The organism is Nocardia sp. NPDC051463 (assembly GCF_040681975.1).
Taxonomy (GTDB): Bacteria; Actinomycetota; Actinomycetes; order Mycobacteriales; family Mycobacteriaceae; genus Nocardia.
This window is the reverse complement of sequence record NZ_JBFBAB010000002.1, coordinates 256,467-283,462: the sequence shown is the minus strand read 5'-3', so window position 1 is coordinate 283,462 and position 26,996 is coordinate 256,467. Positions and strand designations below refer to the sequence as shown.

The 26,996-nt window shown below is 66.1% G+C and carries 24 protein-coding genes and 2 tRNA genes; 8 read left to right on the top strand and 18 right to left on the bottom strand.

Going from position 1 to position 26,996, the window contains the following annotated elements:
• Nucleotides 1-20 precede the first annotated feature (20 nt).
• The 3 genes from AB0M74_RS06955 (at nucleotide 21) to AB0M74_RS06945 (ending at nucleotide 1,615) form a co-directional block, all read left to right on the top strand.
• A complete protein-coding gene (locus AB0M74_RS06955) occupies nucleotides 21-722 on the top strand; it encodes an IclR family transcriptional regulator (RefSeq protein WP_364902508.1) in 702 nt (233 codons plus the stop codon).
• Nucleotides 723-755: 33 nt separating this feature from the next.
• The gene (locus tag AB0M74_RS06950; RefSeq protein ID WP_364902505.1) at nucleotides 756-1,256 is read left to right on the top strand and encodes a PPOX class F420-dependent oxidoreductase; all 501 of its coding nucleotides are present in this window, start codon (nucleotides 756-758) and stop codon (nucleotides 1,254-1,256) included.
• 173 nt (nucleotides 1,257-1,429) lie between these two features.
• Nucleotides 1,430-1,615, top strand: a complete 186-nt coding sequence (locus AB0M74_RS06945; protein ID WP_328404262.1) for a DUF5302 domain-containing protein — start codon at nucleotides 1,430-1,432, stop codon at nucleotides 1,613-1,615.
• Between the two features lie 728 nt (nucleotides 1,616-2,343).
• Here the strand turns inward: AB0M74_RS06945 and AB0M74_RS06940 are convergent.
• The 4 genes from AB0M74_RS06940 to AB0M74_RS06925 form a co-directional block, all read right to left on the bottom strand.
• A tRNA-Glu gene (locus tag AB0M74_RS06940) sits at nucleotides 2,344-2,416 on the bottom strand.
• 146 nt (nucleotides 2,417-2,562) lie between these two features.
• A tRNA-Gln gene (locus AB0M74_RS06935) sits at nucleotides 2,563-2,634 on the bottom strand.
• A gap of 102 nt (nucleotides 2,635-2,736) precedes the next feature.
• The gene (gene gltX / locus AB0M74_RS06930; RefSeq protein ID WP_364902502.1) at nucleotides 2,737-4,242 is read right to left on the bottom strand and encodes a glutamate--tRNA ligase; all 1,506 of its coding nucleotides are present in this window, start codon (nucleotides 4,240-4,242) and stop codon (nucleotides 2,737-2,739) included.
• Between the two features lie 116 nt (nucleotides 4,243-4,358).
• Complete coding sequence (locus AB0M74_RS06925) at nucleotides 4,359-5,135, bottom strand: fumarylacetoacetate hydrolase family protein (RefSeq protein ID WP_364902499.1); 777 nt, start codon at nucleotides 5,133-5,135, stop codon at nucleotides 4,359-4,361.
• A 321-nt stretch (nucleotides 5,136-5,456) separates the two neighbouring features.
• On the opposite strand from AB0M74_RS06925, the gene AB0M74_RS06920 reads away from it, so the two are divergent.
• Nucleotides 5,457-6,635, top strand: a complete 1,179-nt coding sequence (locus tag AB0M74_RS06920; protein WP_364902498.1) for an MFS transporter — start codon at nucleotides 5,457-5,459, stop codon at nucleotides 6,633-6,635.
• Nucleotides 6,636-7,862: 1,227 nt separating this feature from the next.
• Here AB0M74_RS06920 and AB0M74_RS06915 read toward each other — a convergent pair.
• Together AB0M74_RS06915 and serA are read right to left on the bottom strand one after the other, a co-directional pair.
• Nucleotides 7,863-8,870, bottom strand: a complete 1,008-nt coding sequence (locus AB0M74_RS06915; protein WP_364902495.1) for a 3-isopropylmalate dehydrogenase — start codon at nucleotides 8,868-8,870, stop codon at nucleotides 7,863-7,865.
• A 652-nt stretch (nucleotides 8,871-9,522) separates the two neighbouring features.
• Complete coding sequence (serA, locus tag AB0M74_RS06910) at nucleotides 9,523-11,121, bottom strand: phosphoglycerate dehydrogenase (RefSeq protein WP_364902492.1); 1,599 nt, start codon at nucleotides 11,119-11,121, stop codon at nucleotides 9,523-9,525.
• A gap of 819 nt (nucleotides 11,122-11,940) precedes the next feature.
• Here serA and AB0M74_RS06905 point away from each other — a divergent pair.
• Nucleotides 11,941-12,774 (top strand): nucleotidyltransferase domain-containing protein, encoded by an 834-nt coding sequence (locus tag AB0M74_RS06905; RefSeq protein WP_364902489.1) that lies wholly within the window; start codon nucleotides 11,941-11,943, stop codon nucleotides 12,772-12,774.
• Between the two features lie 367 nt (nucleotides 12,775-13,141).
• On the opposite strand, the gene AB0M74_RS06900 is transcribed toward AB0M74_RS06905, so the two are convergent.
• Nucleotides 13,142-13,654, bottom strand: a complete 513-nt coding sequence (locus AB0M74_RS06900) for a helix-turn-helix domain-containing protein (protein WP_364902486.1) — start codon at nucleotides 13,652-13,654, stop codon at nucleotides 13,142-13,144.
• Between the two features lie 99 nt (nucleotides 13,655-13,753).
• Between AB0M74_RS06900 and AB0M74_RS06895 the strand changes: the two genes are divergently transcribed.
• Entirely contained in the window at nucleotides 13,754-14,401 is a 648-nt protein-coding gene (locus AB0M74_RS06895) for a dihydrofolate reductase family protein (RefSeq protein ID WP_364902483.1), read from the top strand.
• A gap of 74 nt (nucleotides 14,402-14,475) precedes the next feature.
• Here AB0M74_RS06895 and AB0M74_RS06890 read toward each other — a convergent pair whose 3' ends face one another.
• Entirely contained in the window at nucleotides 14,476-14,679 is a 204-nt protein-coding gene (locus AB0M74_RS06890) for a cold-shock protein (protein ID WP_040693519.1), read from the bottom strand.
• 365 nt (nucleotides 14,680-15,044) lie between these two features.
• A complete protein-coding gene (locus AB0M74_RS06885; RefSeq protein ID WP_364902480.1) occupies nucleotides 15,045-15,818 on the bottom strand; it encodes a TetR/AcrR family transcriptional regulator in 774 nt (257 codons plus the stop codon).
• A 141-nt stretch (nucleotides 15,819-15,959) separates the two neighbouring features.
• Between AB0M74_RS06885 and AB0M74_RS06880 the strand changes: the two genes are divergently transcribed.
• Nucleotides 15,960-16,601: a hypothetical protein gene (locus AB0M74_RS06880; RefSeq protein WP_364902477.1), complete on the top strand. Its 642-nt coding sequence runs from the start codon at nucleotides 15,960-15,962 to the stop codon at nucleotides 16,599-16,601.
• Here AB0M74_RS06880 and AB0M74_RS06875 read toward each other — a convergent pair.
• The 9 genes from AB0M74_RS06875 to AB0M74_RS06835 all read right to left on the bottom strand — a co-directional run bounded on the left by AB0M74_RS06875 (nucleotide 16,598) and on the right by AB0M74_RS06835 (nucleotide 25,723).
• Complete coding sequence (locus AB0M74_RS06875) at nucleotides 16,598-16,981, bottom strand: VOC family protein (RefSeq protein WP_364902474.1); 384 nt, start codon at nucleotides 16,979-16,981, stop codon at nucleotides 16,598-16,600. The genes AB0M74_RS06880 and AB0M74_RS06875 overlap by 4 nt on opposite strands.
• Before the next feature lie 171 nt (nucleotides 16,982-17,152).
• A complete protein-coding gene (gene iolD, locus AB0M74_RS06870; RefSeq protein WP_364902471.1) occupies nucleotides 17,153-19,036 on the bottom strand; it encodes a 3D-(3,5/4)-trihydroxycyclohexane-1,2-dione acylhydrolase (decyclizing) in 1,884 nt (627 codons plus the stop codon).
• 109 nt (nucleotides 19,037-19,145) lie between these two features.
• Entirely contained in the window at nucleotides 19,146-20,033 is an 888-nt protein-coding gene (gene iolB, locus AB0M74_RS06865; protein ID WP_364902468.1) for a 5-deoxy-glucuronate isomerase, read from the bottom strand.
• Nucleotides 20,030-20,923, bottom strand: a complete 894-nt coding sequence (locus tag AB0M74_RS06860) for an aldolase (protein WP_364902465.1) — start codon at nucleotides 20,921-20,923, stop codon at nucleotides 20,030-20,032. Before AB0M74_RS06860 ends, iolB begins: the two co-directional genes overlap by 4 nt.
• A complete protein-coding gene (gene iolC, locus AB0M74_RS06855) occupies nucleotides 20,914-21,852 on the bottom strand; it encodes a 5-dehydro-2-deoxygluconokinase (RefSeq protein ID WP_364902462.1) in 939 nt (312 codons plus the stop codon). The genes AB0M74_RS06860 and iolC overlap by 10 nt, the downstream gene beginning before the upstream one ends.
• Before the next feature lie 82 nt (nucleotides 21,853-21,934).
• Entirely contained in the window at nucleotides 21,935-22,720 is a 786-nt protein-coding gene (locus tag AB0M74_RS06850; RefSeq protein ID WP_364902460.1) for an ATP-binding cassette domain-containing protein, read from the bottom strand.
• Entirely contained in the window at nucleotides 22,717-23,769 is a 1,053-nt protein-coding gene (locus AB0M74_RS06845; RefSeq protein ID WP_364902457.1) for an ABC transporter permease, read from the bottom strand. Before AB0M74_RS06845 ends, AB0M74_RS06850 begins: the two co-directional genes overlap by 4 nt.
• A 16-nt stretch (nucleotides 23,770-23,785) precedes the next feature.
• The gene (locus AB0M74_RS06840) at nucleotides 23,786-24,811 is read right to left on the bottom strand and encodes a sugar ABC transporter substrate-binding protein (RefSeq protein WP_364902453.1); all 1,026 of its coding nucleotides are present in this window, start codon (nucleotides 24,809-24,811) and stop codon (nucleotides 23,786-23,788) included.
• Nucleotides 24,812-24,820: 9 nt separating this feature from the next.
• Entirely contained in the window at nucleotides 24,821-25,723 is a 903-nt protein-coding gene (locus AB0M74_RS06835; RefSeq protein ID WP_364902450.1) for a TIM barrel protein, read from the bottom strand.
• 267 nt (nucleotides 25,724-25,990) lie between these two features.
• Between AB0M74_RS06835 and AB0M74_RS06830 the strand changes: the two genes are divergently transcribed.
• Nucleotides 25,991-26,995, top strand: a complete 1,005-nt coding sequence (locus AB0M74_RS06830) for a LacI family DNA-binding transcriptional regulator (protein WP_364902447.1) — start codon at nucleotides 25,991-25,993, stop codon at nucleotides 26,993-26,995.
• Nucleotide 26,996: the final 1 nt, after the last annotated feature.

The window sequence follows — 26,996 nt, the reverse complement described above, 5'->3', positions numbered from 1 at the left end:
CGAGACGCTAGTATCGTTCTATGAGACAGCATAGCGGTATCGGCGTCCTCGACAAAGCGGTGTCAGTGCTCTACGCCGTCGCGGAGCAACCCTGTGGTCTCAACGAGCTGTGCACCCGCACCGGCCTACCGCGCGCCACCGCCCACCGGCTGGCCGTCGGCCTCGAAGTGCACCGCCTGCTCGCCCGCGACAACAACGGCCTGTGGCGGCCGGGACCAGCGCTCGCGGAGCTCGCCGCCGGCGCCACCGACCCGCTGAACGAGGCCGCGGCGGTCATCCTGCCGCGGTTACGCGAGATCACCGGCGAGAGCGTCCAGATCTACTGCCGCGATGGCCACGCACGGGTCTGCGTGGCCGCCCTGGAGCCCAATGTCGGTTTACGCGACACCGTCCCCATCGGGGCCCGACTGCCGCTCACCGCGGGATCCGCGGCCAAGGTGCTGCTCGCCTGGGCCGACCCCGAGCTACAGCGCATGATCCTGGCCGACGCGGTCTTCGGCGAGCGCGCCCTCGCCGAGGTGCGCCGCCGCGGCTGGGCGCAGAGCGCCGCCGAACGCGCGAGCGGCGTGGCAAGCGTCTCCGCGCCCGTGCGCGACGCGGGAGGCACCGTGATCGCCGCGGTGTCGGTATCGGGCCCGATCGATCGCATGGGCAGGCGACCAGGCGCACGCTGGGCAGCAGACCTGGTCGCCGCCGCCGACGCCTTACACAAGCGCCTGTAACGCGTTCTAGTAATCAGTCTCTACAGTTGCCCCATGGGAGCAAACCAACGGGCACAGATCGTCATGTCCGAGACCGAGATCACCGACTTCTTGGCGCGCAGCAGGATCGCGACGCTGGCCACCATCGGCCCCAAAGGCACACCGCACCTGACCGCCATGTGGTACGCGCTGATCGACGGCGAGATCTGGTTCGAGACCAAAGCGAAGTCGCAGAAAGCGGTCAACCTGCGCCGCGACCCACGGGTCACCTGCATGGTCGAGGCCGGCCAGACCTACGACACCCTGCGCGGCGTCTCGATCGAAGGCCACGCCGAGATCATCGACGACACGGACAAGCTGTACGCGGTCGGCGTCAGCGTGTGGGAGCGCTACACCGGGCCCTACAGCGAAGATGTCCGCCCCTTCGTCGAACAGATGCTGCACAAGCGCGTGGCAGTGCGCCTGGTGCCGGATCGACTGCGCAGTTGGGATCATCGCAAGCTCGGTCTGCCCGCCCTGCCGCTCGGCGGCACCACCGCCAACGCGCTCGACTGATCCCCCCGCGAGTGAGAGCCTGGCCACATGGCCGGAATAGACCGGCGCGGCGCGACCGAAATCCGCCTGACAGAGCGGCGTAGGCGCGTTAGCGTCACATAGTTCGACACGAATCGGCCCCGCACGTCCGTCTGGAGGACGAGCGGCGCGGCCGCGACGACGAGGAGCAGGCGATGGCGGAAGCGGATAGTTCCAACGGCAGCAGTGCCGAAGAGGTGAAGCGCAAGTTCAAGGAGGCGCTGGATCGCAAGAACCAGCAGTCCGCCAAAGCGTCCGATCACCTGGACGGACGGTCCAAGGCCACCTCGGCGCACGGCAACGCCAGCCACAAGCGTGAGTTCCGGCGCAAGAGCGGCTAAACGTAAACCTGAGAAGGCCCTCCAGGCACCCGACTGGAGGGCCTTACTTATGCCCTGAGTAGGCCGACAGGACCCGAGCAGATGCGAATCGCCTCGAGACACCAACCAACGCCCTACCGGCCAGCCGAGCGGATCCATGCGCGCCAGGACCCATAGGGCCGCCCGAGCCGAGCGCCGGCAACGAGGAGCGGGGAGCCGTGGTGCCTCTCCACACGCTTAGAGCCGAGTAGGACCGACTCAGCAGCTCACGCGAGCGCCGGAAACCGGCCGAGGCAGAACCCCTCCACACAGCTCCAGCTGAGCCGGACCCATCGCAGCGTGAGCACGGAGACCAGCCCAGGCAGAACTTCCTGCAGCACCAGCCGAGCAGGACCAATGCAAGCAGCCGAGCCCAGCCGAGCAGCACCCACCCAAGCAGCCGAGCCCAGCCGAGCGCAGACAGGCCAGCGCAGCCCGCGAGCAGGAGCCGGATGGATCGAGACCCTCCACGCAGCTAAGCCGAGCATGGCCGCCACCCAGCCAAGCAAGGGCCGCAAGAAGCGAGGAAGCTCGGGCCGAGACGAAGCACTCGACATTCAACAGGCTCGGCTGGGCGCAGCCCGCCGGCCGGGGGTCCGGGGGTCCGGGGGCACAGCCCACCGGGCGGGGCGTGGGGGCTGCGCCCCCACAAGACATGCGAAAACGCGAAAGGCTCATGCTCTCCATGAGCATGAGCCTTTCGCGCGTTGTAGCCCCGACGGGATTCGAACCCGCGCTACCGCCTTGAGAGGGCGGCGTCCTAGGCCGCTAGACGACGGGGCCAGGACTGATCTCCCACTTTCGTGGTGACCATCCGTGATCTTTCGATCAGTGGAAGCTCGGCTAGCTTAACCGGCCGAAGCTCGGCGACCAAATCGCCGGTTGCTGTTGATCTTTCGGCCGCGAACCGAGGTCGACAACAAACTCCGCTGGGGTACCAGGACTCGAACCTAGAATGGCTGAACCAGAATCAGCTGTGTTGCCAATTACACCATACCCCAATGCACCGGGCGCTCGGCCTCGTGTCTGGCTGACTCCGAGGCCGTGTTCCTGGCCGAGAAAGAGAGTACCAAACAGCGCCCGGGTAACTACAAATCGGCTGGTCAGCGGCCGGTTTTTGGCTGAACCGACTCGGTTGACGCCGTCGCGGTCCACTCTCGCGCCGACCGCAACCGCCCCAGAGTCACCCCCCGACCGAGCAGCTCCAGCGACTCGTACAGTGGCGGACTGATGTGCGAACCCGTCACCGCGACGCGCACCGGCGCGAAGGCTTTGCGAGGCTTGAGCCCCAGATCATCGATGAGCGCCGCTTTCAACGCTTCTTCGATTGCGGCTGTCGACCATTGCGCCAACGGCTCCAGCGCGGCAATAGCGGCCTGCAATACCAGGGTGGCGTCCGCACCGAGATTCTTCGCCCCCGCAGGCGGGTCGATCGCGAACTCTTCCGCGGGCGCGAAAAGGAATCGCAGCAGATCCCACGCATCGGACAACACCACAATCCTGGTCTGCACCAGTTCGGCCGCCACAGCGAAGGTCTTCTCGTCGATTTCGGCGCCGATGTGATTGTGCTCGGTCAGATACTCACGCAGTCGGTGAGTGAAATCACCATGCTCCAGCAACCGTATATGTTCAGCGTTCAGCGCGTCGGCCTTCTTCTGGTCGAAACGAGCCGGATTCGAATTTACTTTCGAAATATCGAAGGCGGCCACCATCTCTGCCATCGAGAACACATCGTGATCGTCCGCGATGCTCCATCCGAGTAGTGCGAGGTAATTCAGCAAACCCTCTGGAATGAATCCGCGATCGCGATGCGCGAACAGATTCGACTCCGGATCACGCTTGGACAGCTTCTTGTTGCCCTGCCCCATCACGAACGGCAGATGGCCGAATTCGGGGGTGAAGTCGGCCACCCCGATCCGGCACAATGCGCGGTAAAGGGCGAGCTGCCGCGGCGTCGAGGAGAGCAGGTCCTCACCACGCAACACGTGGGTGATCTTCATCAGCGCGTCGTCGACCGGGTTGACCAGCGTATAGAGCGGATCGCCATTACCCCGGGTGAGCGCGAAGTCCGGCACGGTGCCCGCCTTGAACGTGGTCTCGCCGCGCACGAGGTCATGCCAGGTGAGGTCCTCGTCGGGCATCCGCAGCCGAATCACCGCCGGGCGGCCGGCGGCCCGGTATGCCTCGATCGCCTGGGGCGTCAGATCCCTGTCGAAGTTGTCGTACCCCAGTTTCGGATCGCGGCCCGCAACGCGGTGGCGTTCCTCGACTTCCTCAGGCGTGGAAAAGGATTCGTATGCCTCTCCCGCCTCCAGCAACTTCACCACCACATCGAGATGCAAATCACGCCGCAGCGACTGCCGGTATGGCTCATACGGGCCGCCGACCTCCGGGCCTTCGTCCCAGGTGAGGCCGAGCCAGCGCAACGCATCCAGAATTGCGCGGTAGGACTCTTCGGAATCGCGTGCCGCATCGGTGTCTTCGATACGGAAGACGAATTTTCCGCCGGTATGGCGGGCGTACGCCCAGTTGAACAGCGCCGTCCGGATGAGGCCGACATGCGGCGTCCCAGTGGGTGACGGGCAGAAACGGACCCGTACTTCAGTCATGGCTCTCTTTCGATGAGGTTGTTTCGAGCGACCCCGCAAGCAATCGTCTGCGGGCCCTTTCGAGCGACCTACAAGTAGTCGCTGACGGACTCTTTCGAGCGACCGGCACGCCGTCGCTAACGCTGTTTAGCCGCAACAGGATTCGTGAGAGTGCCGATGCCCTCGATGGTCACCGACACCTGCTGCCCAGCCTGCACCGGGCCGACACCCTCCGGGGTCCCGGTCAGAATCACGTCGCCGGGCAGCAACGTCATTACGGCGCTGACCCACTCGATAAGCTTCGGAATGTCGTGCAGCAGAAGCGAAGTGCGGCTGCGCTGGCGAACCTCGCCCGCCAGCTCGGTCACGATCTCCAGATCCGATGGGTCCAAGGAGGTTTCGATCCAGGGACCGAGCGGGCAGAAGGTGTCGTAGCCCTTGCCCCTGGTCCACTGACCATCGTGACGCTGCTGGTCACGCGCGGTGACATCGTTGGCGGCGGTGTAGCCGAGCACCACGTCCATGGCCCGCGCTGCGGGCACGTCCTTGCACGGACGCCCGATCACCACGGCCAGTTCGCCCTCATAGTCGACCTGAGAGGAGCTGGGCGGCAAGATGATCGGTGCGTTCGGCCCGACGATCGAGGTATTCGGTTTGAGGAAGATCACCGGATCCTGCGGGGCGGGCCCGCCCATCTCGGCCGCGTGTGCGGCGTAATTCTTGCCGATACACACCACCTTGCTCGCCAGGATCGGCGCGAGCAAGCGCACATCGGCCAGCGGCCAGCTCCGCCCGGTGAACGTCGGCGTACCGAACGGGTGCTCCGCAATCTCCTTGGCGACGGTGTCGCTTCCCTCTCCCTCGATGCTGACGAAAGCGACCCCATCGGGACTGGCAACTCGACCTAGACGCATGACCCGCAGTCTATCCACCACCTTCCACCTGCTCGAACGCGCCTGCACCGGATTTGCGGCGCCCACGGCAGAGCGGTGTTCTCGGCCCGAAGGGCTTGCGACCGCGACCCATCAACCGAGTTGAGCGGTTCAGCCCAGCCTCGAGTGATCAAGCGGCGGGCGTAGAGGCGCTCGCTACGTCTGCCTGTCCGAAATCAGCGGCGCTGTGACCCGATCGACAGCGCGAACCGGAAATAGGGCCGCCGACCAGGTGTACGGTGAGACCCGAAGTTCATTCAGTGAGAACTTGATTTCACATTATGAGATTCAGAGGTGAGGCCGATGGCTACCGTCACGCAGATCCGCGAGGTCCGGCGGTGGTCAATGCTCGGCCTCGGCGTCTTCGCGCAGTCCTCGAGCGCGGTCTTCATCCACGGTGTTCCGTTCCTGCTGCCCGCATTGACCGCGGGCGGCATGCCCTTGGCCACCGCGGGCCTGCTGGTGGCGATGCCCACCGTGGGGCTGGTGTGCACATTGATCGCCTGGGGCTATGTCGTCGATCGCCTCGGCGAGCGCAAGGTGCTGGTCGGCGGACCGGTGCTGATGTTGGTGGCGGGAGCCGCGGCCGCGACGGCATCGAATTACGGCGTGCTCGGCGTCCTGTTGTTCTTGGGCGGCATCGGTGCCGCGAGCACCAACGGCGCCAGCGGCCGCGTCATCGTCGGCTGGTTCCCGCCGCAACGACGTGGACTGGCGATGGGGATTCGGCAGACAGCGCAGCCGTTGGGCGTCGGCGTCGGGGCACTGGCGATCCCCGCCGTAGCTGCGGCGCACGGGGTTTCGGCCGCGATCCTGGTTCCGGCCGTCATGGCCGGTGTCGCCGCGATCGGCTGCCTGATCTGGATCGTCGACCCACCTCGCCCCGAGGGCAGAGCAGCCGATCGGGCCAATCCCTATCGCGGCGATTCCACGCTGTGGCGCATCCATGCGGTATCCGTGCTGTTGTGTGTACCGCAGGGCACGGTGTGGACCTTCGCGCTGCTGTGGCTGCACCGCGACGTCGGCTGGTCATTGGCAACTGCGGGCGCGTTGGTCACCGCAACCCAAATCCTGGGCGCCTTGGGCAGAATCGGCGCAGGCCACTGGTCGGATCAGGTCGGCAGCCGACTGGGTCCATTGCGCACCGTCGCCGTCGCCGCTGTTCTCGCCATGTCCGGTTTGGCCTTGACTGCATGGACACATTCCTGGTGGGCAGCCATCCCCCTGTTGATCGCAGCCTCGGTAATCACCGTCGCCGACAACGGGCTTGCCTTCACCGCCGTCGCCGAAATCGCAGGCCCCTACTGGAGCGGCCGCGGCCTCGGCATCCAGAACACCGGCCAAAACCTCGCCATGGCCGCCATCCCGCCAGCCTTCGGCGCCCTCATCACCGCAACCGGCTTCGCCGCCGCCTACCTGAGCGCCGCAGTCCTGGCAGCGGCCGCCATCCCCCTGGTCCCCACCGAAACCCGAACTGAATAGCCGCCGCGAAACCCTCGCGGGACTACCACCTCCACTACCAAATCCCCCGAACGCACCCACAGCTACTCCTCACGTCAGAAGCCGCTACCCGTCTGCTCCGGTCGGCGTGAGAGAAATGGCGGTCCGCACCACCTCAACAGCCACCATTTCACTACCCTCATTTGCCGAAAGTGCTTGCAACGCAACCACAATCCGTCCCTATGCCGGAAGCCTGTGCCTGCCTACCCAGGCTGCGGAATAGAAAGCCGGGTACGGCACACGACGCACCCGGCACTGCCCGGAACGCCGCCGGAAGGTGACTTCGCTTTTCCCAACCTGGGGCACGCCACCGAAGTTCGGCCGGCCAGTTGGCGGCGCTGCACCGAGGAGGTGAGCTCGTTTTCGAACCCTGGAGCGCGCTGTCCAGTTTCGATTGCCTCCTGCGGATTATTCCGGGCAGTGCTGGGTACGTCGGGTGAGGTACCCGGCTTCCGCGTCCGCAACTCGGGCAAGCAGACCCATAACTGCCAGCGCGAAAACCCGCGATGGTAGCGCTCACGAGCCTTCAACTCCCCGAAGCACGCTGCCCAGTCCAGTTGCCCCCCACAGGTTTACCCGGGCAGCGCTGGCCACCCCGGAGAGGCACCCGACCTCCACTTCCACAACTCAGGCAAGCAGACCCACAACTTCCAGCATGAAGACCCCCGAAGGTAGCGCTCACAAACCTTCAACTCCCCGAACCGCGCTGCCCAGTCCAGTTGCCCCCACAGGTTTACCCGGGCAGCGCTGGCCACCCCGGAGAGGCACCCCACTCCCGCTTCCACAACTCGGACACCCAAACCCACAACTTCCAGCATGAAGATCGGCAGTGTTGACGTGGTCGAACCTCCGCATCACCAGCCCCCGATAGGAACCGCATCGCCAGCTCGCCGCGCGTGACACGGCTGTGGATAACACCGAGGCCCCACCATGATGTTCCACTCGGCGAAGACGTACCCACGGACGGCGATTGGATGCGGCAAACACCGAGATGTCCACCATCAGGTGCTACTCAGCGCGGCACACCTACGAGTGGCACATCGCTACGGCACACCCGCCGACCCGCCATGTACCAATGGCGGAAACGCACACCGAACAGGACGCCGGTGCGGCAAATGCAGAGGACTCCCTGGTCATATTCCGCTCGGGGGAAAGTGCGAGACACCCAGCCTCCGCGCCCGGGTTCGGGAGTGGAGGCTGGGTGGTTGGTCACACTGCGGCGGCGATTCGGTCGCCGACCTCGACGGTGGAGGCGGTGCCGGTGCGTGATGCCAGGTCCTTGGCTACTGCGGACTCGATGCGCGTAGCCGCCTCGGCGTTGCCGAGGTGGTTGAGCAGTAGGGAGACCGAAAGGATGGCGGCGGTGGGGTCGGCTTTGGACTGGCCTGCAATGTCGGGGGCGCTGCCGTGCACGGGCTCGAACATGCTCGGGTTGGTGCCGGAGGCGTCGATGTTGCCGCTGGCTGCCAGGCCGATGCCACCGCTCACTGCGGCAGCGAGGTCGGTGATGATGTCGCCGAACAGGTTGTCGGTGACGATCACATCGAAGCGGCCCGGGTCGTTGACCATGTGGATGGTCGCGGCATCGATGTGCTGATAGGAGACCTGCACGTCGGGGAACTCGGTGGCGACCTCGTCGACGGTGCGCTGCCACAGCGAACCGGCGTAGGTCAGCACGTTGGTCTTGTGCACCAGGGTGAGGTGCTTGCGGCGGGCCTGCGCCTTGGCGAAGGCGTAACGCACGACGCGTTCGATGCCGAAGCGGGTGTTGGTGCTCACCTCGGTGGCGACCTCGTGCGGGGTCCGCACCCGAATCGCGCCGCCGGTGCCGGTGTACGGCCCTTCGGTGCCTTCACGCACGACGACGAAATCAATGTCGGGGTTGCCCGACAGCGGGCTGGTCACCCCGGGATACAGCTTCGACGGCCGCAGGTTCACGTGGTGGTCCAGCGCGAACCGGGTGTGCAGCAGCAGTCCGCGCTCGAGCACACCGCTGGGCACCGACGGATCGCCGATCGCACCGAGCAGGATCGCGTCGTGCTGCTTGAGCTCCGGCAGCACCGAATCCGGGAGGATCTCACCGGTCGCGTGGTAGCGCTTGGCACCGAGGTCGTACTCGGTCTTCGCGACACCGGGCGCCACCACGTCGAGCACCTTCAGTGCCTCGGCGATGACCTCGGGACCGATTCCGTCACCGGGGATGACAGCAAGCTTCATGACAACATTGCTCCGTTCAGTATTGCCGGTCACCGGCGGCGCCGGGTTCACGGCGAGCTGTGTGCGCCCGCCCTGATCTTCGGATGTCTTCGCGAATCCGGGCCGACGCCATGCGCCCGCTCGTATCCCATCGAGCGAACACCAGCAGCATCACCGTACTTGGTGCATCACAACGGGCGACCGTCGGGCGCGGCCATATTGCAGCTCGATCGACCGAAGCGCCGGGACACCGGGACGAGCTTGCTCTCAGCTTCGCGTCCATGGCGGGCCGTTGCGAACAGCGCCGTGGCCGCAACCACCCTCGCGATCCAGCCGAGCCGCCACCAACTTGACACCAACGACGGGCCAGCCCGCACGACCGCGCAGCCGCAACCACCCAGCTACGCCACCACCCAACTTCACACCCAGCACGGGCCACGCCACGACCGCGCAGCCGCATAGACCCGGCGAACCAGCTCGGCCGCCAACTTCAGACCACTACTGCCGTTGGTTCACGGTGCACAGCCGACGCTTCATTTGTTCGGCCCGTACCAGGCGGTTGGCCCCGTTACGCCTTTTCATACGTTGCGCGCCGCCACGATTGGTGACGGCGCGCAACGGGGTTTATGAAAGGCCGGGAACAACCACGAACGCTCGCGCCCCGGCCGGCCGATCAGAACAGATCGACCTGGACGACCTTGCCTGCGCCGACGGACTCGGCGATGGCGGCCTGGACGTCGGCGGTTACCTCACGGCCGACGCGCAGCACGACGGTGGCGCCTTCCTTGTCGACATCCTGGCTCAGCTGCGCGGCAAGGATGTCGACGCCTGCCTCGCCGAGCTTGGTGCCGATCTTGCCCAGTGCGCCCGGCCTGTCCTCGTAGTTCAGGACGGCCAGGTTCAGGCCCTCGGCGCGCAGGTCGTAGTTGCGGCCGTTGATATTGACGATCTTCTGGACCAGCTGCGGCTCGGTCAGGGTGCCCGCCACGTTCAGCGTGCTGCCGTCACCGAACACCGCACGCAGATCGACGACGCTGCGATGGCTCGGGCTCTCCGACGCGGTAGTCACCTGGGCGGTGATGCCGCGGTCCTTGGCGAGCGCGGGTGCGTTCACGAAAGTGACCTGGTCTTCGACTAATGCCGAGAAGACGCCGCGCAGCGCGGAAAGCTCCAGCACCGCAACATCTTCGGAGGCCAGCTCGCCCCGGACCTGAACCTCGAGGCTGACCGGCAGCTCGTTGGACAGTGCACCGAGCAGCGCGCCCTGCTTGCGAACGATGTCCAGCCACGGTGCGACCGAATCGCCGACCGAGCCGCCGGTGACGTTCACGGCGCCCGGCACGAATTCACCGGCCAGCGCGAGCAGCACGGACTTGGCGACATCGGTGCCTGCGCGGTCCTGTGCTTCGGAGGTGGAGGCACCGAGGTGCGGGGTCACCACGACCTGCGGCAGCTCGAACAGCGGGCTGTCGGTGCACGGCTCGGTCTCGAACACGTCGAGGCCGGCGGCCCGCACGTGCCCGGACTTGATGGCGTCGGCGAGCGCCTGCTCGTCGACGAGTCCACCACGGGCGGCGTTGACGATGATCACGCCCGGCTTGGTCTTGGCGATAGCTTCCTTGCCGATGATGCCCTTGGTCTCGGGGGTCTTCGGCAGGTGCACGGAGATCAGGTCGGCGCGCTCGAGCAGCTCATCCAGGCTGAGCAGCTCGATACCGAGCTGCGCGGCGCGGGCGGGCGACACGTAGGGGTCGTAGGCGATGATCTTGGTTTCGAAGGCGGCCAGGCGCGCGGCGAACAGTTGGCCGATGCGGCCGAGGCCGACGACACCGACGGTCTTGTCGAAGATCTCGACACCGTTGAACTTGCTGCGCTGCCAGGTGTGCTCGCGCAGAGTCGCGTCGGCGGCGGGGATCTGGCGGGCGGCGGCGAGCAACAGCGTGACAGCGTGCTCGGCGGCGGTGTGGATATTGGAGGTCGGCGCGTTGACGACCATGACGCCACGCTCGGTGGCGGCGGGCACCTCGACATTGTCGAGGCCGACGCCTGCGCGCGCGACAATCTTCAGGTTCTTGCCCGCCTCGAGCACCTCGGCGTCGACCGTGGTCGCGGAGCGCACGAGCAGCGCGTCGGCCTCGGGGACCGCGGCGAGCAGCGCCGGGCGATCGGGTCCGTCGACCCACCGCACCTCGACACCGTCACCAAGCGCATCGACGGTCGACTGGGCGAGCTTGTCGGCGATCAGAACAACAGGACGGCCTGCTTGGCTCACGGTGGAGTACTCCTGGGGAGAAAGGGGTCGGCAATTACCGCCGTTCAGCTTAGTGGGCGAGGGTTCGCGGCTTTTTACCCCCCGGCAGGCGGCCGCCGTCAGTGCGATCGATGGGCCTGTTCAGCGGCATGTCCGCGATCGACTCGACCCGGAAATACAGCAGGCCCCCGGCGCCGATGGGCGCCCGGGGGCCTGCTGGAAGTCGAGTCAATCGACCGTCATACCTACTCAGCCGCCGAAAGAACCGGTCCACAGGGTGCTGAGGATGCCGTTCAGAGCCGCACTGCCAGTGCTCAGAAGACCGTTCAGGGCGGCACTACCGGTGTCGATGATAACGGGGATCATTTCTTACCTCTCGTCGAACGAAATCCAGTTTGACTGGCTAACACAGTGCACATCGGGGCTCTCACAAATCTGGTTACGGAATTCGGCAATATTGTGACTCGGATTACATTTTGATCTCAATCGTGAGCTGGACGATCGCCCATAAGCATCCTGAGCAGCCCAGATTCCGACGGACCAGGTTAACGCCGGTTTCCAATGCCGGTAATTACTCCGGCGAAGGATCTGTGTTGCGAATTCCTAAGGGGAACTTGGCAATTGCCTGAGAATTACCAAAGATCACACCCGATTGAACTCGGACGAACACGGCGATACACACGTCCGACAAACACGCGACATGACATATCCGGCGCGGGTCGACCGGTCGGCAGCAATACCGCCCAGCACCCGACGCAACCGGCCACGCACTCGCAGCGCAGCGAACCGGTGACCGAAAATGGGCTGCACCCTGCGATCACCGGCACTTAGCATCACCGAATGTCCCTACGCGCGATCCCCTACTCCATGGACCCGACGGTCGTCGGATCCATCGACGCCGAGCTGGATCGGGTCGAGCAGGAGAATCGAGTCACGGTGCGGCTGGCGATCGAGAGCGGCAGCCGGGCCTGGGGTTTCCCCTCCCCCGATTCGGACTACGACTGCCGGTTCGTCTATGTGGCGAACCTCGACACCTACCTGTCGCCGTGGCGGACCAGGGATGTGATCGAGACTCCGCTGACAGGTCTGCTGGATGTGAACGGCTGGGATCTGGCCAAGGCACTGCGACTTCTGGTCAAGGGCAATGCCGTGTTGATCGAATGGTTGATGTCGCCGATCGTCTACCGCGGCGACACCCGATTCCGTGATGACCTGCGCGCCTTGGCAACCGAGGTCGCCGATCGCAACCAGGTGGCCCGCCACTATCTACACCTGGGCAGCAGGCAATGGTCGTTGTTCGACAAGCATCGGTCGTTGAAGAAGGTGTTCTATTCGCTCCGCCCGGCGATGGCGCTGCGCTGGTTGCGCGAGCATCCCGATGCTGCCGTCGCGCCCATGCACCTGCCGACACTACTGCAGCAGTGCGATCTGCCCGCGGATCTTGTCGCGACCATCGCCGAGCTCACCGAGCTGAAGTCGCGCACCCGCGAAATGGGCAGTGGTACCGTTCCCGCGCCGATCGCCGACTTCATCGCCGCCGAATTCGCGCGCGCCGCACCCGCTTTCCCGAAGACCCCGGACCGCGACATGGCGCGCGTACACGCGGCGACGTCAGACTTCTTCCGCAAGGAAGTCCGTTCGGTGACGCCACACGAGGTAGAGCCGGTCCTCTGAACATCGCAGATTCCGATGCGATCCAGTTCAGCGAGTGCGAGCGGGACCGGTTGCTATAGCACGGACCGGGAGCGGCCGCGGCATGGGAGGCCAGGCGACTGGAGGTCCACCGCCGGACCAGGTCGGCGCCCGTCGGCCAGTTGTGCGGGGTCGGAGGTCGTCCCGGAACTGGCCGGTCGCGTCAGGGTCAACGAGAGATGACGTGCCGCAGGATGGTTCGGTCACTCCCCCGCACCGCCCGGACTGTCTACGAACGTTCCTGAATGACGTGGGGTGTACAGGTTCATGACTCGGCGTCGATCGCGTCGACGACATCGACATCCCAGTCACGCCGACGACATCCGCGACCGAGTCGAGCAGTGCGGCACTACGATTCGACGATCGCCGCAGCGTAGGCCTGAGCGAGTCGTTCTGTCGCCCGTGGCCCGCTCGGATCCGGCCGCGGGATACCGAGATGGGACTCGCGCAGTTCGTCCATGAATTCGTTCCACAGCTGCGGTCCGCCCTCCTCGAGCAGTTCGGCGCGTACCCGGAGCCGTTTGGTCGTCGGCCGATGCCGCAACCCCCACGCACCGAGGTGGGCCATGATCGGCACCAGCTCGATGGCCGGCTCGGTTAGCCGGTATTCGGTTTTCTGGCCGGGGCGGGTGTCTTCACGGCTGAGCAGCCCGGCCGCGACGAGGCGCTTGAGCCGGTCGGACAGGATGTTCGACGCGATGCCCTCCTCGGATCCGGCCAGCAGCTCGCGGAAGTATCGCCGGTTGCCGAACATCACGTCGCGCAGCACCAGTAACGTCCACCGGTCGCCGATCACCTCGATGGTGGCGTTGATCGGGCAACCCGAGCGTCCGTCGTCGCGCATGCGGTGCCCCTTTCTCATGCCGAAATCCAGAAACTTCTGATTGCAATATACAACCAGTTGCGCCTACAGTACCCGGCATGCGATTGCAAATTGCAATCGCTTGACGAAGGAGTCCTCATGCCGAAGCTGCGCGTACACAACCTCGCGATCTCCCTGGACGGGTATGTCGCGGGACCGAACCAAGGTCACGACACCCCCCTCGGCGAAGGCGGCATGCGCCTGCACGATTGGGCTTTCGCCACAAAGTACGGTCGCTCGACGGTTGGCGCGGACCCCGACGGCGACACCGGCATCGACAACGATTTCGTGGTGGCCGGCGACGTCGGAATCGGCGCAACCATCATGGGCCGCAACATGTTCGGACCGATCCGCGGACCATGGACAGATCATGAATGGACCGGCTGGTGGGGCGACAACCCGCCCTACCACCACGACACCTTCGTCATGACCCACCACCAACGGCCGTCGGTCTCGATGGCGGGCGGTACTACCTTCCACTTCGTGAACGAGGGCCCGGAAGAAGTGTTGCGCCGGGCGCTCGAAGCTGCCGAAGGCGCCGATGTGCGGTTGGCGGGCGGCGCATCAGCCGTCCGGCAGTTCCTGCTCGCAGGCTTGGTGGACGAGTTACACCTGGCCGTCGTCCCGATCCTGCTCGGCGCGGGCGAACGACTCTACGACGAGCTCGGGACGCTGCCCGGATACGAATGCACGTCAATCATGAGCTCCCCCACCGTCACTCACGTCCAGTTCGCCAAAATCCCCTGAGCCGACCCGCCCCCGGATATGGCAAGAGGCCCGCACCCCCTGCCGGGTGCGAGCCTCTCAGAAGTCACGCTTGATCAGATAGCGCGGACGTCCTGGGCCTGCGGACCCTTCTGGCCCTGGCCGATCTCGAACTCCACACGCTGGCCCTCTTCGAGGGACCGGAAACCCGAGCCGCTGACGGCCGAGTAATGCACGAAGACGTCAGGGCCGCCTCCGTCTTGGGCGATAAAGCCGAAGCCCTTTTCGCTGTTGAACCACTTCACACTGCCTTGAGCCATGTTCTTTACTTCTTACTTCCTGTAGGCGAGCCGGGCAGATCACTTTGATAAGCCCGGTCTCGACGTCAACAATGCCATCATCCGACGAATTCCTCCACATCTGGCACCTCCCACTGTGAGCAAACCGACGTTCCGGGGGCGCTGTGGCACCGAACCCGGATCCGGAGCGCGTGGCACGAAAACGGCTCTGACGGCGGGCGGAGGCAACAGACGGGCTAGTTCGAGACCGGTCTGAGATCGCAATGTTGCAGTCGCACAACGATTACCGCGTCGGATTCGCGCCTGCCGCGCGCGGCAGGCGGCGGCTCCGCGGCGCCGCGAGAATGTGCCCGACGAGGCGCCGAACCCCCGAGGTTCGCGGCGGATCACGCGGAGCCGTCGGCCCCCGGCTCCGCGTCGAGAATTGCGGCGGCAACACCGTCCAGTACGAGTTCCAGACCGAAGGTGAAATCGTGATCGTCACTTCCGTCGGCGGCGGGCGCCTCTTCGAAAATGGTGGATCCGAAGAGCTGTGCAGCGTCGGGGTATCGGCCGGGATCGACAAGACGGGCCAGGTCACGGCCATAATTCTGCTCGACCTGCGTCTGGTCGAGACCGGCCGCTCGGCTGCCGTGTTCGAGTTGGTGCGCCAGCACGAAACCCTGCCGGACATAGCCGCTGACGACCATGATCACACCGACCTTGGACGCCGAGTCCAGCTTCGTCCCGCGTAAGGCGCGCAGACCAGCGTCCATCCAGTCGATCGCGTTGGGCCCGCGCGGCGGGCCACTGATCGGCAGCTGGGTCAACCAGGGGTGGCGGCGGAAAACTTCGAGCTGCGCGAGCGCCCACCGACGCAAATCCGCGCGCCATCCCCCTTGCGAGACAGCGAGTTCCGTCGCTGAACCGAGGCCGTGGTCGGCCATCAAATCGTTCAGTTCGTCTTTGGAGCCGATGTGGCGGTACAGCGACATAGGCGTAACACCCAGTGCCGCAGCGATCTTCGGCAGTGTCGCGCCGTGGAGTCCGGCTCGGTCGGCCAAGGCGACCGCCGTGCCGACAACTCGGTCCACGTCCAGTTCCGCGGGCCGGCCGAGCCGCGGGCCGGTCGGCAGCCGCCACAGGCGCACGAGCTGGTCGGGCAGCTTCTCGCTGGACATCGTCGCGAACCTCCATTTCCACCGGTCGAGGCCTCGCCAAACTTTAACATATGACTTATAGTATAAGTCGTATACTTTCTGCGAGTCTGCTCCGTCGGCGAGGTCGGCGGCCGATTCGGAACTCCTCGAGAGCGAGAGCGCATGGACGCCACCGCAATACGTCGCGCTACCGGAATAGCCGGTCTCGTCGCGGCCGTGCTGACACTGATCGAACTACCGCTGTATTTCGTCTACGACGGTGCGCCGCCGGACTCGAATGTCTTGATCCGCAGCATGTTCGGGCTCGCGGGGCTTACCCTGCTCGTCGCCTTCATCTCGGGCCTGGGGTACCTGTTGAAGCAGACCGAATACGCCTGGGTCGGTTCCGTCGCCACCACCGCGGGGCTGATGTGGCTGACCGTAGCCTTCGTCTCGATGGGCCTGGAGGTCGGCGCGGTGATCCAAGCGCCGGAACCGATCGATCCGACCATCACCGTCAGCGGCACCTACATCTTGTACGGCACGATCTCCCGACTGCTCGAGACGTTGTTCTTCGTGACCTTCGGCTTCGCGGTGCTGCGCACCGCGCTGCTGCCGCGCTGGGCCGGCTGGTCGGCCTTGGTACTTGCGCTGATCAACATCGCATTCGTCCCGTCGCTGTTCTTCGGGAACAGACCGGCCGACTTTTATGCGGCGAACGGCTGGGGCACGACGGCCTCCGTCGGCGGCCTCACCATGCTGTGGATTCTGGCGGTCGGGTGCGCACTGAGGACAACACCTCAGCAGGCACCGGCAACCGGCTAGCCGGCGAACTCGGTCAGCGACAGCACATTTCCGTCCGGGTCGGCGAACCAGGCAACCTTGTCACCACCCGGCGAAGTCCACACTCCGGCAGCATCCTGAGGCATCCCCTCGTAGCGGAGGAACACCACACCGTGTTCGGTCAGATCAGCGACGGCTCGGCCGATATCGAGGACGACCCAGCCCAGCACGGTGAAAGGTTGTGGTGCAAGCTCGTTCACCAGGGTGATGCGGACCGTCGTGCCCGCGCCGCGCGCAACAACCGCATACAGCGTCGCCTCCACGATTGTCAGACCGAGGACCTCCGCGAAGAACTTGCTGGACCGAGTCAGGTCTGACGACGGCACAAAAGCGACAACTTCGGCATCCGCAAGGGGGCCCATAGGCGGAGGCTACCCGCCCGCGCCGGCCCGAACGGACATTTGCGTCCCCTACACGGTGGTCGCCCATTGCGGGGCGCGACCGGCAGCCATGCCCTGATCGGGCTGAGACGGGGGATGCCGCCGGGTCCGGGTCCAACACGTCGCCGAAGCTTCCACCGAGCAGGACGGTGACTACAAATACCGCACCTGGCGCACCTTCGATTCCTCGTACGCCGCCCGGCCGGAAAGGTGCTCCGGCACCCCGACCTCCCACCAGGCTCCGGCTTCCGTCCATGCGGACGGCTGGGTGCGCACCACCAGTACGGCGGGGCGCGACTCGACGCGGGCGGCGGTGCGGGCCTGGGCGTAGGCGGTGCGGACCTCATCCAGGTCGGTGGCGGCGAATACGGCGCAGCCCAGAGCGCGCGCATGGGCCGCGAAGTCGACTCGTTGCGGATCGGCGTGGTTGGTGCGGCAGTCGGCGTAGAAGTTGTTGAACGGTGCGCCGCCCTGGCCTTCCTGCAACCGGGCGATCACCGCGTAGCCGTCGTTGTCGCAGACGATGGCGACCAGCGGGTGTCCGGCGAAGGCCGCCGAGAACAACTCGGAGTTCAGCATGAGGTAGGAACCATCGCCGAGCATGGTGGTGACCAGGCCGGCGTGTGCCATTGCCGCGCCCCAGGCGCCCGCGATCTCGTATCCCATACAGGAGAAGCCGTATTCGACATCCATGGTCGGTGCGCCGCCGGTGGCCCGCCAGCCACCGACGAGTTCGCCGGGCATGCCGCCCGACGCGGTCATGACGTAGTCGTCGGGCCCGCTCAGCTCGTTGACGACGCCGACCACCTGGGCGTAGGTGGGCGTGCCGGTGGTCGGGGCGCGCAACGTCTCGATGTGCGCGTCCCATTCGGTGCGCACCGCGAGTGCTCGGGCCGTCCAGTCCGCATCGACTCGCCACTCGGCGTCGAGGCCATCGGAGTGTCGAAACTCGTTCTGCCAGATCGCATTCGGGTCGAGCCGCGCAGTGAGTTCCCGGAGCGTCACAGCGGCATCACCCACGACTGCGAGCGCGCCGTGTTTGACCGCATCGAAGCGGGCCGCATTGATCGTGACCAGGGTGGCGTCGGCGTCGAACACCGTCCATGACGCCGTCGTGAAGTCCTGTAGCCGGGTGCCCACCGCGAGCACCAGGTCGGCCGCGCCGGCCATCGTGTTGGCCGAAGCGGAGCCGGTGACACCGAGCGGTCCGGCATACAGGGGGTGCCGATGCGGGATCAGGGTGCGGCCCGCCGTTGTCTCGACGATCGGGATCCCGTGCCGCTCAGCAAGTTCCACCGCCGCTATGGCCGCGCCCGAGTAGCGCACGCCGCCGCCGAGCACCAGCAGTGGCCGTGACGACGCCCGCAGCGCCGCTGCGGCATCGGCCAGGGAGCGCTGGTCCGCACGGGGCCGGACAAGGCGATGCACGACCGGTTCGAAGAACGACTCCGGAAAGTCGTAGACCTCGGCCTGGACGTCCTGCGGCAGCGCCAGCGTCACCGGCCCGGCATCGGCCGCGTCAGTGAGAACCCGCGCCACCTGAGGCAGCGCCGCGAGCAGCTGCTCGGGCCGGGTGATGCGATCGAAATAGCGGCTCACGGCCCGAAAAGCATCGTTCACCGTGCGCGTCCCGTCGCCGAAATGCTCCACCTGCTGCAGCACCGGATCCGGCGCGCGGGTGGTGAACGTGTCACCGGGAAGCAGCAGCAGCGGCAGCCGGTTCGCATGCGCAACACCGGCCGCCGTCACCATGTTCAGCGCGCCGGGTCCGATGGAGGAGGTAGCAACTCCGACCTGCCGCCGATGGGTCGCCTTGGCCAATCCGACCGCCGCCAATGCCATCCCCTGCTCGGTATGTCCACGCCAGACCGGTATCTCGTCGCGACGCTCGTGCAGCGCGGTACCGAGGCCGAGTACGTTGCCGTGCCCGAATATCGCGAACACCGCTGGAAACAAGGGCACTTCATGCCCGTCGATGGTCTCCGACCGCTGGGCGATCAGCCACGCCACCAACGCTTGGGCCGTGGTCAGCTTCATGCGCTCCGTCCTTCGAGATCGGCTGCTTCACAACGTGAGTAGATACGGCCGTTGCCAGCGGGGGTGTGCGAAGACGAAGCGCTCGTACGCGCCACGGCAATGGGCGGATTCATCGGCACCGGCCTTCGTGGTCGGTGACCGGGCAGCGGGGGTCGGTCGGCTGTCGCGCCCAGCTGTCGCGCACCCAGGTGTGCGCCGGGTCGTCACAGAAGGCCATCGAGCGTTCGGGGGCCGGGCCTGCCAGCACGTTGAGGTAGTACATCGGATAGCCGGGGGCGGCGATGCACGGGCCGTGGTAGCCGCGCGGCACCAGGAAGACATCGCCATCGCGGACTACGACATTCTCCTCCAGCGCGCCGTCGACGGTATAGGTCCGATGTACGCCGAAACCCGCATCGGAGGTGGTGATCCCGTCGCGCCCCGCGATGCGGAAATAGTAGATCTCCTCATTGATCACCTCGCACTCGCTCGCCTCGTCGTGCTTGTGCGGCGGGTACGAGGACCAGTTACCGTCCGGGGTGATCAGCTCGCATGCGTTGAGTTTGTCTGCGTGGTCCCATATCCCGGGTACGCCGAAACTCGTGACCTGCCGAGTCGCAGGCCCCGCCCCACGCACCTCGACCGGGACCTGCTCCGCCGGACCATATCTCGGCTCCAACCGATGCACGCACCGCGCCATCGGCAGCGCAACCTCGATCCCACCCGCCGTCGACAACTCGACCTCGGCATCGCGTGGCACATAGGCGAAATCGGTCACCCTCGTGAACACCGAATCCCGTCCGTCCAAGCCGAATTCCAGACCGTCCACCCGCACTGTGCAGGACCCCGCCAACGGCAGGACGAACGCCTCGTACTCCCCCGTGCGCACCATCCGCGTCTCCCCCGCCCCCAACCGCACCACCCGCAGCCCGGCATAGCTCCACCCCGCCGCTTCGGCGGTCAGCAACACCGGATCCCCACCGTCGCTCAACGTCCCGGCCCGCCGATGCAGATTCATCGCGCCTCTTTCAGGATCTGGGCGGCCGCATCCACCGCGGCTGCGACGTCACCGTCGGGCGGATAGAGAAGCGTGCGGCCGACAACAAGGCCGCGGACCACGTCGTGGCCGAGTGCGCCACCCCAGGAGGCGAGATCGGCGGCCGGGTCGCCCGATGGAGCACCTCCGAGCACCACGACCGGCAGGGTCGTCGCATCCAGCACCGAAAATTCTTGCGGCGCCGGTATTTTCAACCACGTGTAGGCGGAGGTGACACCGAGACCGGACGCTACCGTGATCGCTCTGGCCAGCGCGGGCGCATCCCTGCTCATCACCAGGGCGCCCGCGGCGTCGCGGTGGTAGGGCAACGGTTCGACCATCGCCATCAGACCGTGTCCGGCCAGCTCCGAAACAGCTTGGGCGCACGCGTGCAGCGTCGGGATGGTGCCCGCGTCCGAGTCGACCAGACGCAGGAGCATTTTGCCGCCGTCGAGGCGGAAGCGAACCAGTGCTGCGGCGTCGTATCCGGTGAAGCGGTCGTCGATTTCCCACTCCGCGCCCGCCAGACCACCGCGGTTCATCGAGCCGATGACGATCTTGTCGTCCAACGCGTCCAGCAGCAGTAGTTCTTCGACCACATCCGGGGAGCCGAGCACACCGTCCACCTCCGGGTGGGCCAGCGCGACGAGCAGTCGTTCCAGCAGCGTGCGGCGGTCCGCCATCGCCGTCAGATCCGAGCCGACGCCGAGCGCGCCACGCGCCGGATGGTCGGCGGCGACGAGGAACAGCGTTTCCTTCTCCGACAACAGACCTGGACGCCGATGCCGCTTGGCATAGGCCCGTTCGATCGCCGCCGGGTCGGTCGCGCGCACACGCAGTAGTTCCTGCCAGCGCTCATCGGTCAGATACACAGCACCTCCTCGATCTCGGCGTTCGTCGGCATCGCGTCGGCACACGCCAGTCGCGATGCCACCAACGCACCTGCGGCGTTGGCGTAGGTGGCGATCCGCTGCGGATCCCAGTCCGAGAGCAGACCGTGGATCAACGCGCCACCGAACCCATCGCCCGCGCCGAGCCCGCACATCACCTCGACCGGGCACGGCGGCACCGACCAGCGACCGGAGTCGGTCGCGATCAGCACGCCCTCGGCGCCGCGCTTGATCACCGCAAGCCGCACGCCGCGGGCAAGCAGCTGGTCGGCCGCATCGTCCGGATCGGCGGTGCCGACCGCCACCTGTACTTCGGTGCGGTTGCCCACCACCACATTCACGTGGTCGAGCATCCAGCTGATCTCGGCATGCGCGGTTGCCTCGTCCGGCCAGAACATCGGCCGATAGTCGAGGTCGAGCACCGTGTGCCCGCGGCGGGCTCGACGTTCGAGTATGGATCGCTGGGTGGAACGCGCCGGTTCCGCGCTCACGCCGGTGCCGGTAACCCACAGCAGCGGTACGGCATCGACTACATCCCACGGCACCTCGTCCGGTTCGATGGTGAGATCCGGTGCGATAGGCGCACGGTAGAACAGCAGCGGTGGGTCGGCGGGCGGGTCGAGCTCGCAGAAGACCACGGGGGTCAGCAGATTCGGCGCGGTCGTGACGTACTCGGCCGATACGCCGAAGCCCATCAGTGCCGAGCGCACGAAGCCGCCGAAGCCGTCCGGTCCGACCTTGGTCAACACCGCGGTACGCCTGCCGAGTCGAGCGGCGGCGACCGCGACGTTGGTCGCGGTGCCGCCCAGGAACTTTGCGAAGGTCTCGACTTCGGCCAGTCCGACTCCGCTCTGCTGTGGATACAGATCGACGCCGACTCGTCCGATGGTGAGTGCCTCCAGCCCGGTCACGACGCCACCGCCTGCCGTGCGGCAGCGGTCGGACGCACGATCCTTCGCGCGCCGGGGACATCGGCCGACACTCGGCTAGCCGTCACGGCGTCACCACACGCTCTAGCTCGTGCTCGAGCGCGTCCAGCTCCGCACCGCCCGCCATTTGGCGGGTCAGCTCCGTGACATCGATCTCCGATTTCTCATAGGAGCCGAGCATCGCACCCCGTTTGAGCAGCAGGAAGCGGTCACCGACCGGGTAGGCGTGGTGCGGATTGTGGGTGATCAGGATGACCCCGAGCCCACGATCACGCGCCTGCACCACGTATTTCAGCACCACACCGGCCTGCTTCACACCGAGCGCCGCGGTCGGCTCGTCGAGAATCAGCACCTTGGCCCCGTAGTGCACGGCACGGGCGATGGCGACACACTGTCGTTGGCCCCCGGACAAGGTGCCGACCGGCTGCTCCATATCGCGGATTTCGATCCCCATGTCCTGCAACGCCTGTCGCGCGATCTCGCGCCCCTTGCCTCGGTCGAGCAACCGCAACGGGCCGTATCCGACCGTCGGCTCCGAACCGAGGACGAAGTTGCGCCAGACGCTCATCAGCGGGACGACGGCGAGGTCCTGATACACCGTCGCGATGCCATGGTCCAAAGCCGCTCTGGGCGAGGCGAATCGGGTGGCTCGGCCCTCGACGCGCAGTTCGCCGTGGTCGTGCTGATGGACACCGGCCAGAATCTTGATGAGGGTCGACTTGCCCGCACCGTTGTCGCCGAGGACGCAGGTGACCTGTCCCGCATTCACCACGGTGGTGACATCCCGCAGCGCGACGACGCCGCCGTAGCTCTTGCCGACATTGATCGCTTCGATCAGTGGAGTAGTCATCGGCGCACCCTCTCGGCTCGCTTCTGGAATCTGTTGTTGACCAGCACAGCAGCCAGCAGCAGCACGCCGAGGAACAGCATGAACCAGTCGCTGTCCCAACGGGCGAACACAATGCCCTGGCGGGCCATACCGAAGATCAGCGCACCCAGTGCGGCGCCGATCGCCGAACCGAACCCACCGGTCAGCAGGCAGCCGCCGACTACGGCCGCGATGATGTAGTGCAACTCCAACCCGACACCCTGATTGGCCTGCACACTGGCGAAACGCAGGATGCCGCAGGATCCGACGACCCAGCCCGCGAACGCGGTGGTCATGAACAACACGATCTTCGTCCGATCCGCGGGGACACCGACAGCACGGGCGCTGGGCAGCGAGCCGCCGACCGCGAAGATCCAGTTCCCGAATTTGGTGCGCACCAGAACAATTGCGGCGATGGCCGTCAACACGATCCACCAGACGACCGACGCTTGCAGGTGGGTGTCACCGACATTCAACGTCGATGCGAACACCCACCCCGCCGAGTTGTAGCCGTCGGCGCTACGAATGCCGGACACCTGCACGGTTCCGGTAACCAGCCGAGTGACACCTAGGTTGAGACCTTGCAGCGCAAGAAAAGTACCGAGGGTGACAATGAAGCTCGGCAGCCCGGTGCGCATCACCAACCAGCCGTTGAAGGCACCGACGGTCAGCGCGAACACCAGCGAAACCAACAGGGCCGCCCAGACATTCCACCCCGCGTTGACCGCGAGCAAGGCGGTCACCAATGCGGTGGAGGCGGTCATCACGCCCGCCGACAGATCGAACTCGCCGCCGATCATCAGCAGCGCCACCGCGACGGCCATGATCCCGAGCGTGGAGGAATCGTCGAGCCAGGTCGCGATGCCGAGCGCGCTGAGGAACCGGTCGGTAATGATCGAGAAGAACGCGAATACCAGCAGCGCGCCCAGCAGCGCGCCGATCTCCGGTCGCACGATCAGTCGCTGGAACAGGGAGGGACCATCCGGCGGCTCATGCACGGTGACGTCGGAAGTCTTTGTGGCAGTACTCATGTGATCCACTCCGATCTCACCGCGTGCCCTGCGCCACGAGCGCGGCGACGGCATCGACGTTGTTCTTGTCGACGAAGGCCGGGCCGGTCTGCACCGGTGCGCCACCACCGACGTGGTTCAGGTTCGTCCGCGACAGCTGCAGCATCACTACCGGCAGATAGCCCTGTTCGAATTGCTGTTGATCCACCGCGAAGAGCAGTTTGCCCGCTCGAATCGCGCCGACCACATCGGTATTGAGATCGAAAGTCGCGACCGTCGCCGCCGACTGCGATTCCCGCACCGCATCCACCGCACGCGCGGCAACCTGTGAATTCAGCGTCAGCACCGCGTCGATGGACCTGTCGGCCTCCAACGCGCCCTTGATGCGGGACTGCGCGTCGGTCGGATTGTTGATGTCCACCTGCAACGTGGATCCGTTGCCGAATGCCTTGGTGGCGCCCTCACAACGCTGATTGGCGCCGATATTGCCTGCCTCGTGGATCACACAGAGCAGCTTTTTGCGTCCGGCATCGGCCAGCCGCTTGCCCGCGGCCTGCCCTGCCAGCGACTCGCTCTGCCCGACATGACCGATCGCACCGAACTTCGCGCTCTCGCTCTCACCCGAGTTGATGGTCACCACTGGAATGCCCGCGGTGACCGCCTTTTCGATGGAAGGCCGCAGCGCTTCGGGATTCGCCATCGATACGACGAGGCCGTCCACCCCTTGCGCGACGGCGTTGTCGATGAGCTTCGCCTGCTGTCCCGGATCGCCGGCCGAGTTGTACTCGACGCCGACTCCGAGGTCCTTGCCCGCTGCCTCGGCCCCGTTCTTGACGACATTCCAGAATGCGTCGCCGGGGCTGCCGTGCGTTACCACTGCGACGGAGTTCAATGTGCCTGCGGCAATGGGTGATTGCGTCGAGGCGGGGGCGTCGGTGCCCGGTCCGCTGCAGGCCGCGAGGACGGCGGTCGCCGCCACCCAGGGCAGAATGCGCCGCGGCCCACGCCACCACGACCTGGCGCCGCGGGCGGGGCGGTGTGCTCGTAGAGACATCGTCGTCATCACTTCCCCCTAGATTCGAGCCGATGTCAGTGCGGCGCCGATGCCCGCAAGGTGGCGCAGACTGCGGAGGGCATCCCGGCTCGGCAGCTGTGCGCCGGCGTCCTGGCCGAGCGCCGTGTCCTGTTCGATGACGTACCAGCCCCGGTATCCGGCCTGGTGCACGCTGCGCACGAGAGCCTCGATGTCGACATCGCCCGCGCCGAGGGGAACATAGAGCCCGCGCCGGACTGCCTCGCTGTATTCGAGGGCACCACTGCGCACGCCGTCCGCCAGCGCACTGCGCACATCCTTGAGATGAATGTGCCCGATCCGGTGGGGATTTCGCTGCGCGAGGCCGACCGGGTCGGTGCCGCCGATGAGCAGGTGGCCCGTGTCGAGGCAGATGTCGAGCTCGGAGTCGGCGAGGAAGCGTTCGACCTCCGCCGCGCTCTCGACATAGGTGCCCACGTGCGGATGCAACGTGGTGCGCAGGCCGTGCTCAGCGGCGACATCGCGGATTGCGGCGGCGGTGTCGATGAGGGTGCGCCACTGCGCATCAGCCAGCGGCGGCCGGGTGTCGTACCCGTCGAGTCCCGTCGCGGCCGCGAGCACGAGCACCTCCGCCCCCGTCGCGGCGAACAGTTCTGCGGTCTCCCGCGCGGTCTCGATGGCGCCGGACGGATCCTGATGCAGTGCGAGCGCGAGGAAGCCTCCGACCGCGCTGATGCCGAACCCGTCCAGCAGCGAGCGCAATTCGACCGGATCCCGCGGGAGGTAGCCGGGTGGACCGAGCTCCATCGCGGAGATCCCGAGGGTGACCATCTCGGTCAGAACGGTCCGTGCGTCGAGCACGTGTCCCCAACCGGGGACTTCACAGACTCCCCAAGAGATGGGCGCGGCCGCGATACGCAGCGGGTAGAGAGGTTCGGTCATCAGGACTTCTCCGACCTTCGGTGTCGATCGACGTGTAGCACTCCGAACTATTGGAGCGCTCCAACTATGTAACGTGGGTCATAGCGTGTCAAGTACTGCATCGCTGGCCGCGATATCGCTATGACCTGGGAATATGTCGCCAACCAGGGCAAATTGAAAGCGCCGTCGAGGTGAAGAATGTCCAATTAGAGCGCTCTATTGATTAGCGTGCGCCGACCTTGTAACGTCCGACACTGCACAACTCACCACACGCGGAACGGAGGCGACATGGCGCGACCGACCATGGAAGACGTCGCGTCGCGCGCCGGCGTCTCACGCGCCCTGGTCTCCCTCGTCATGCGCGACTCACCCAAGGTGAGCGAGCACCGCCGCCACGCCGTGCTGGCGGCCGCCAAAGACCTCGGTTACCAGCCACATATCATGGCGCGATCATTAGCGAGCCGAACGTCGAACATCATCGGCGTCATGGTCTCCGACCTGCGCAATGCCTTCTTCGCCGATGTCGTCGAAGGCATGGACACCGCGGCACAGGACGCCGGATTCGAACTGATCCTCAACACCGGCCGTCGTAGCGCCGCCCGCGAACGCACCGCTTTGGAGAGCTTGCTCGCGTTCCGCCCCGGCGGCATCATCCTGCTGTCACCGGTGCTGCCCGCCGCCGCGATTCGCGATGCGGCACAGCAGGGACCGGTCGTACTGGTCTCGCGCAGCTCCACCATCCCCGATGTCGACACTGTCAACGACGACGGCGAGATCGGTGCGGCGCTGGCCGTCGACCACCTCGTCTCCCTCGGTCATCGCCGCATCGTGCACCTCGACGGCGGCGCCGCCTTCACCGCCGCCGCGCGCCGCCGCGGCTATCGCGACACCATGGCCCGCCACGGCCTGGAACCGATGATCGTCCCCAGCGAGCACACCGACTCGGCGGGCATCGCCGCCGTCCAGAAGCTTTTGAACCTCTTCTCCCACACCAACTTCCCCACCGCACTGGTGTGCAGCAACGACTTCAACGCGGTCGGCGCGATGTCCGCGCTGGAAGAAGCGGGTCTGCGCGTGCCGCACGACGTCTCCATCGTCGGCTACGACAACACCTCCCTGGCCGCGCTACGCCACGTCGCACTGACCACCATCGACCAGCCCCGCACCCAAATGGGCCGCCTGGCAATCGAAGCGCTCACCGAACGCCTCCGCGACGGTCGCGCCGAACCGGTCCGACGCCGCCTACAGCCAGCGCTCGTCGTTCGCGCGACGACCGCGGCACCCCGCAGCTGAA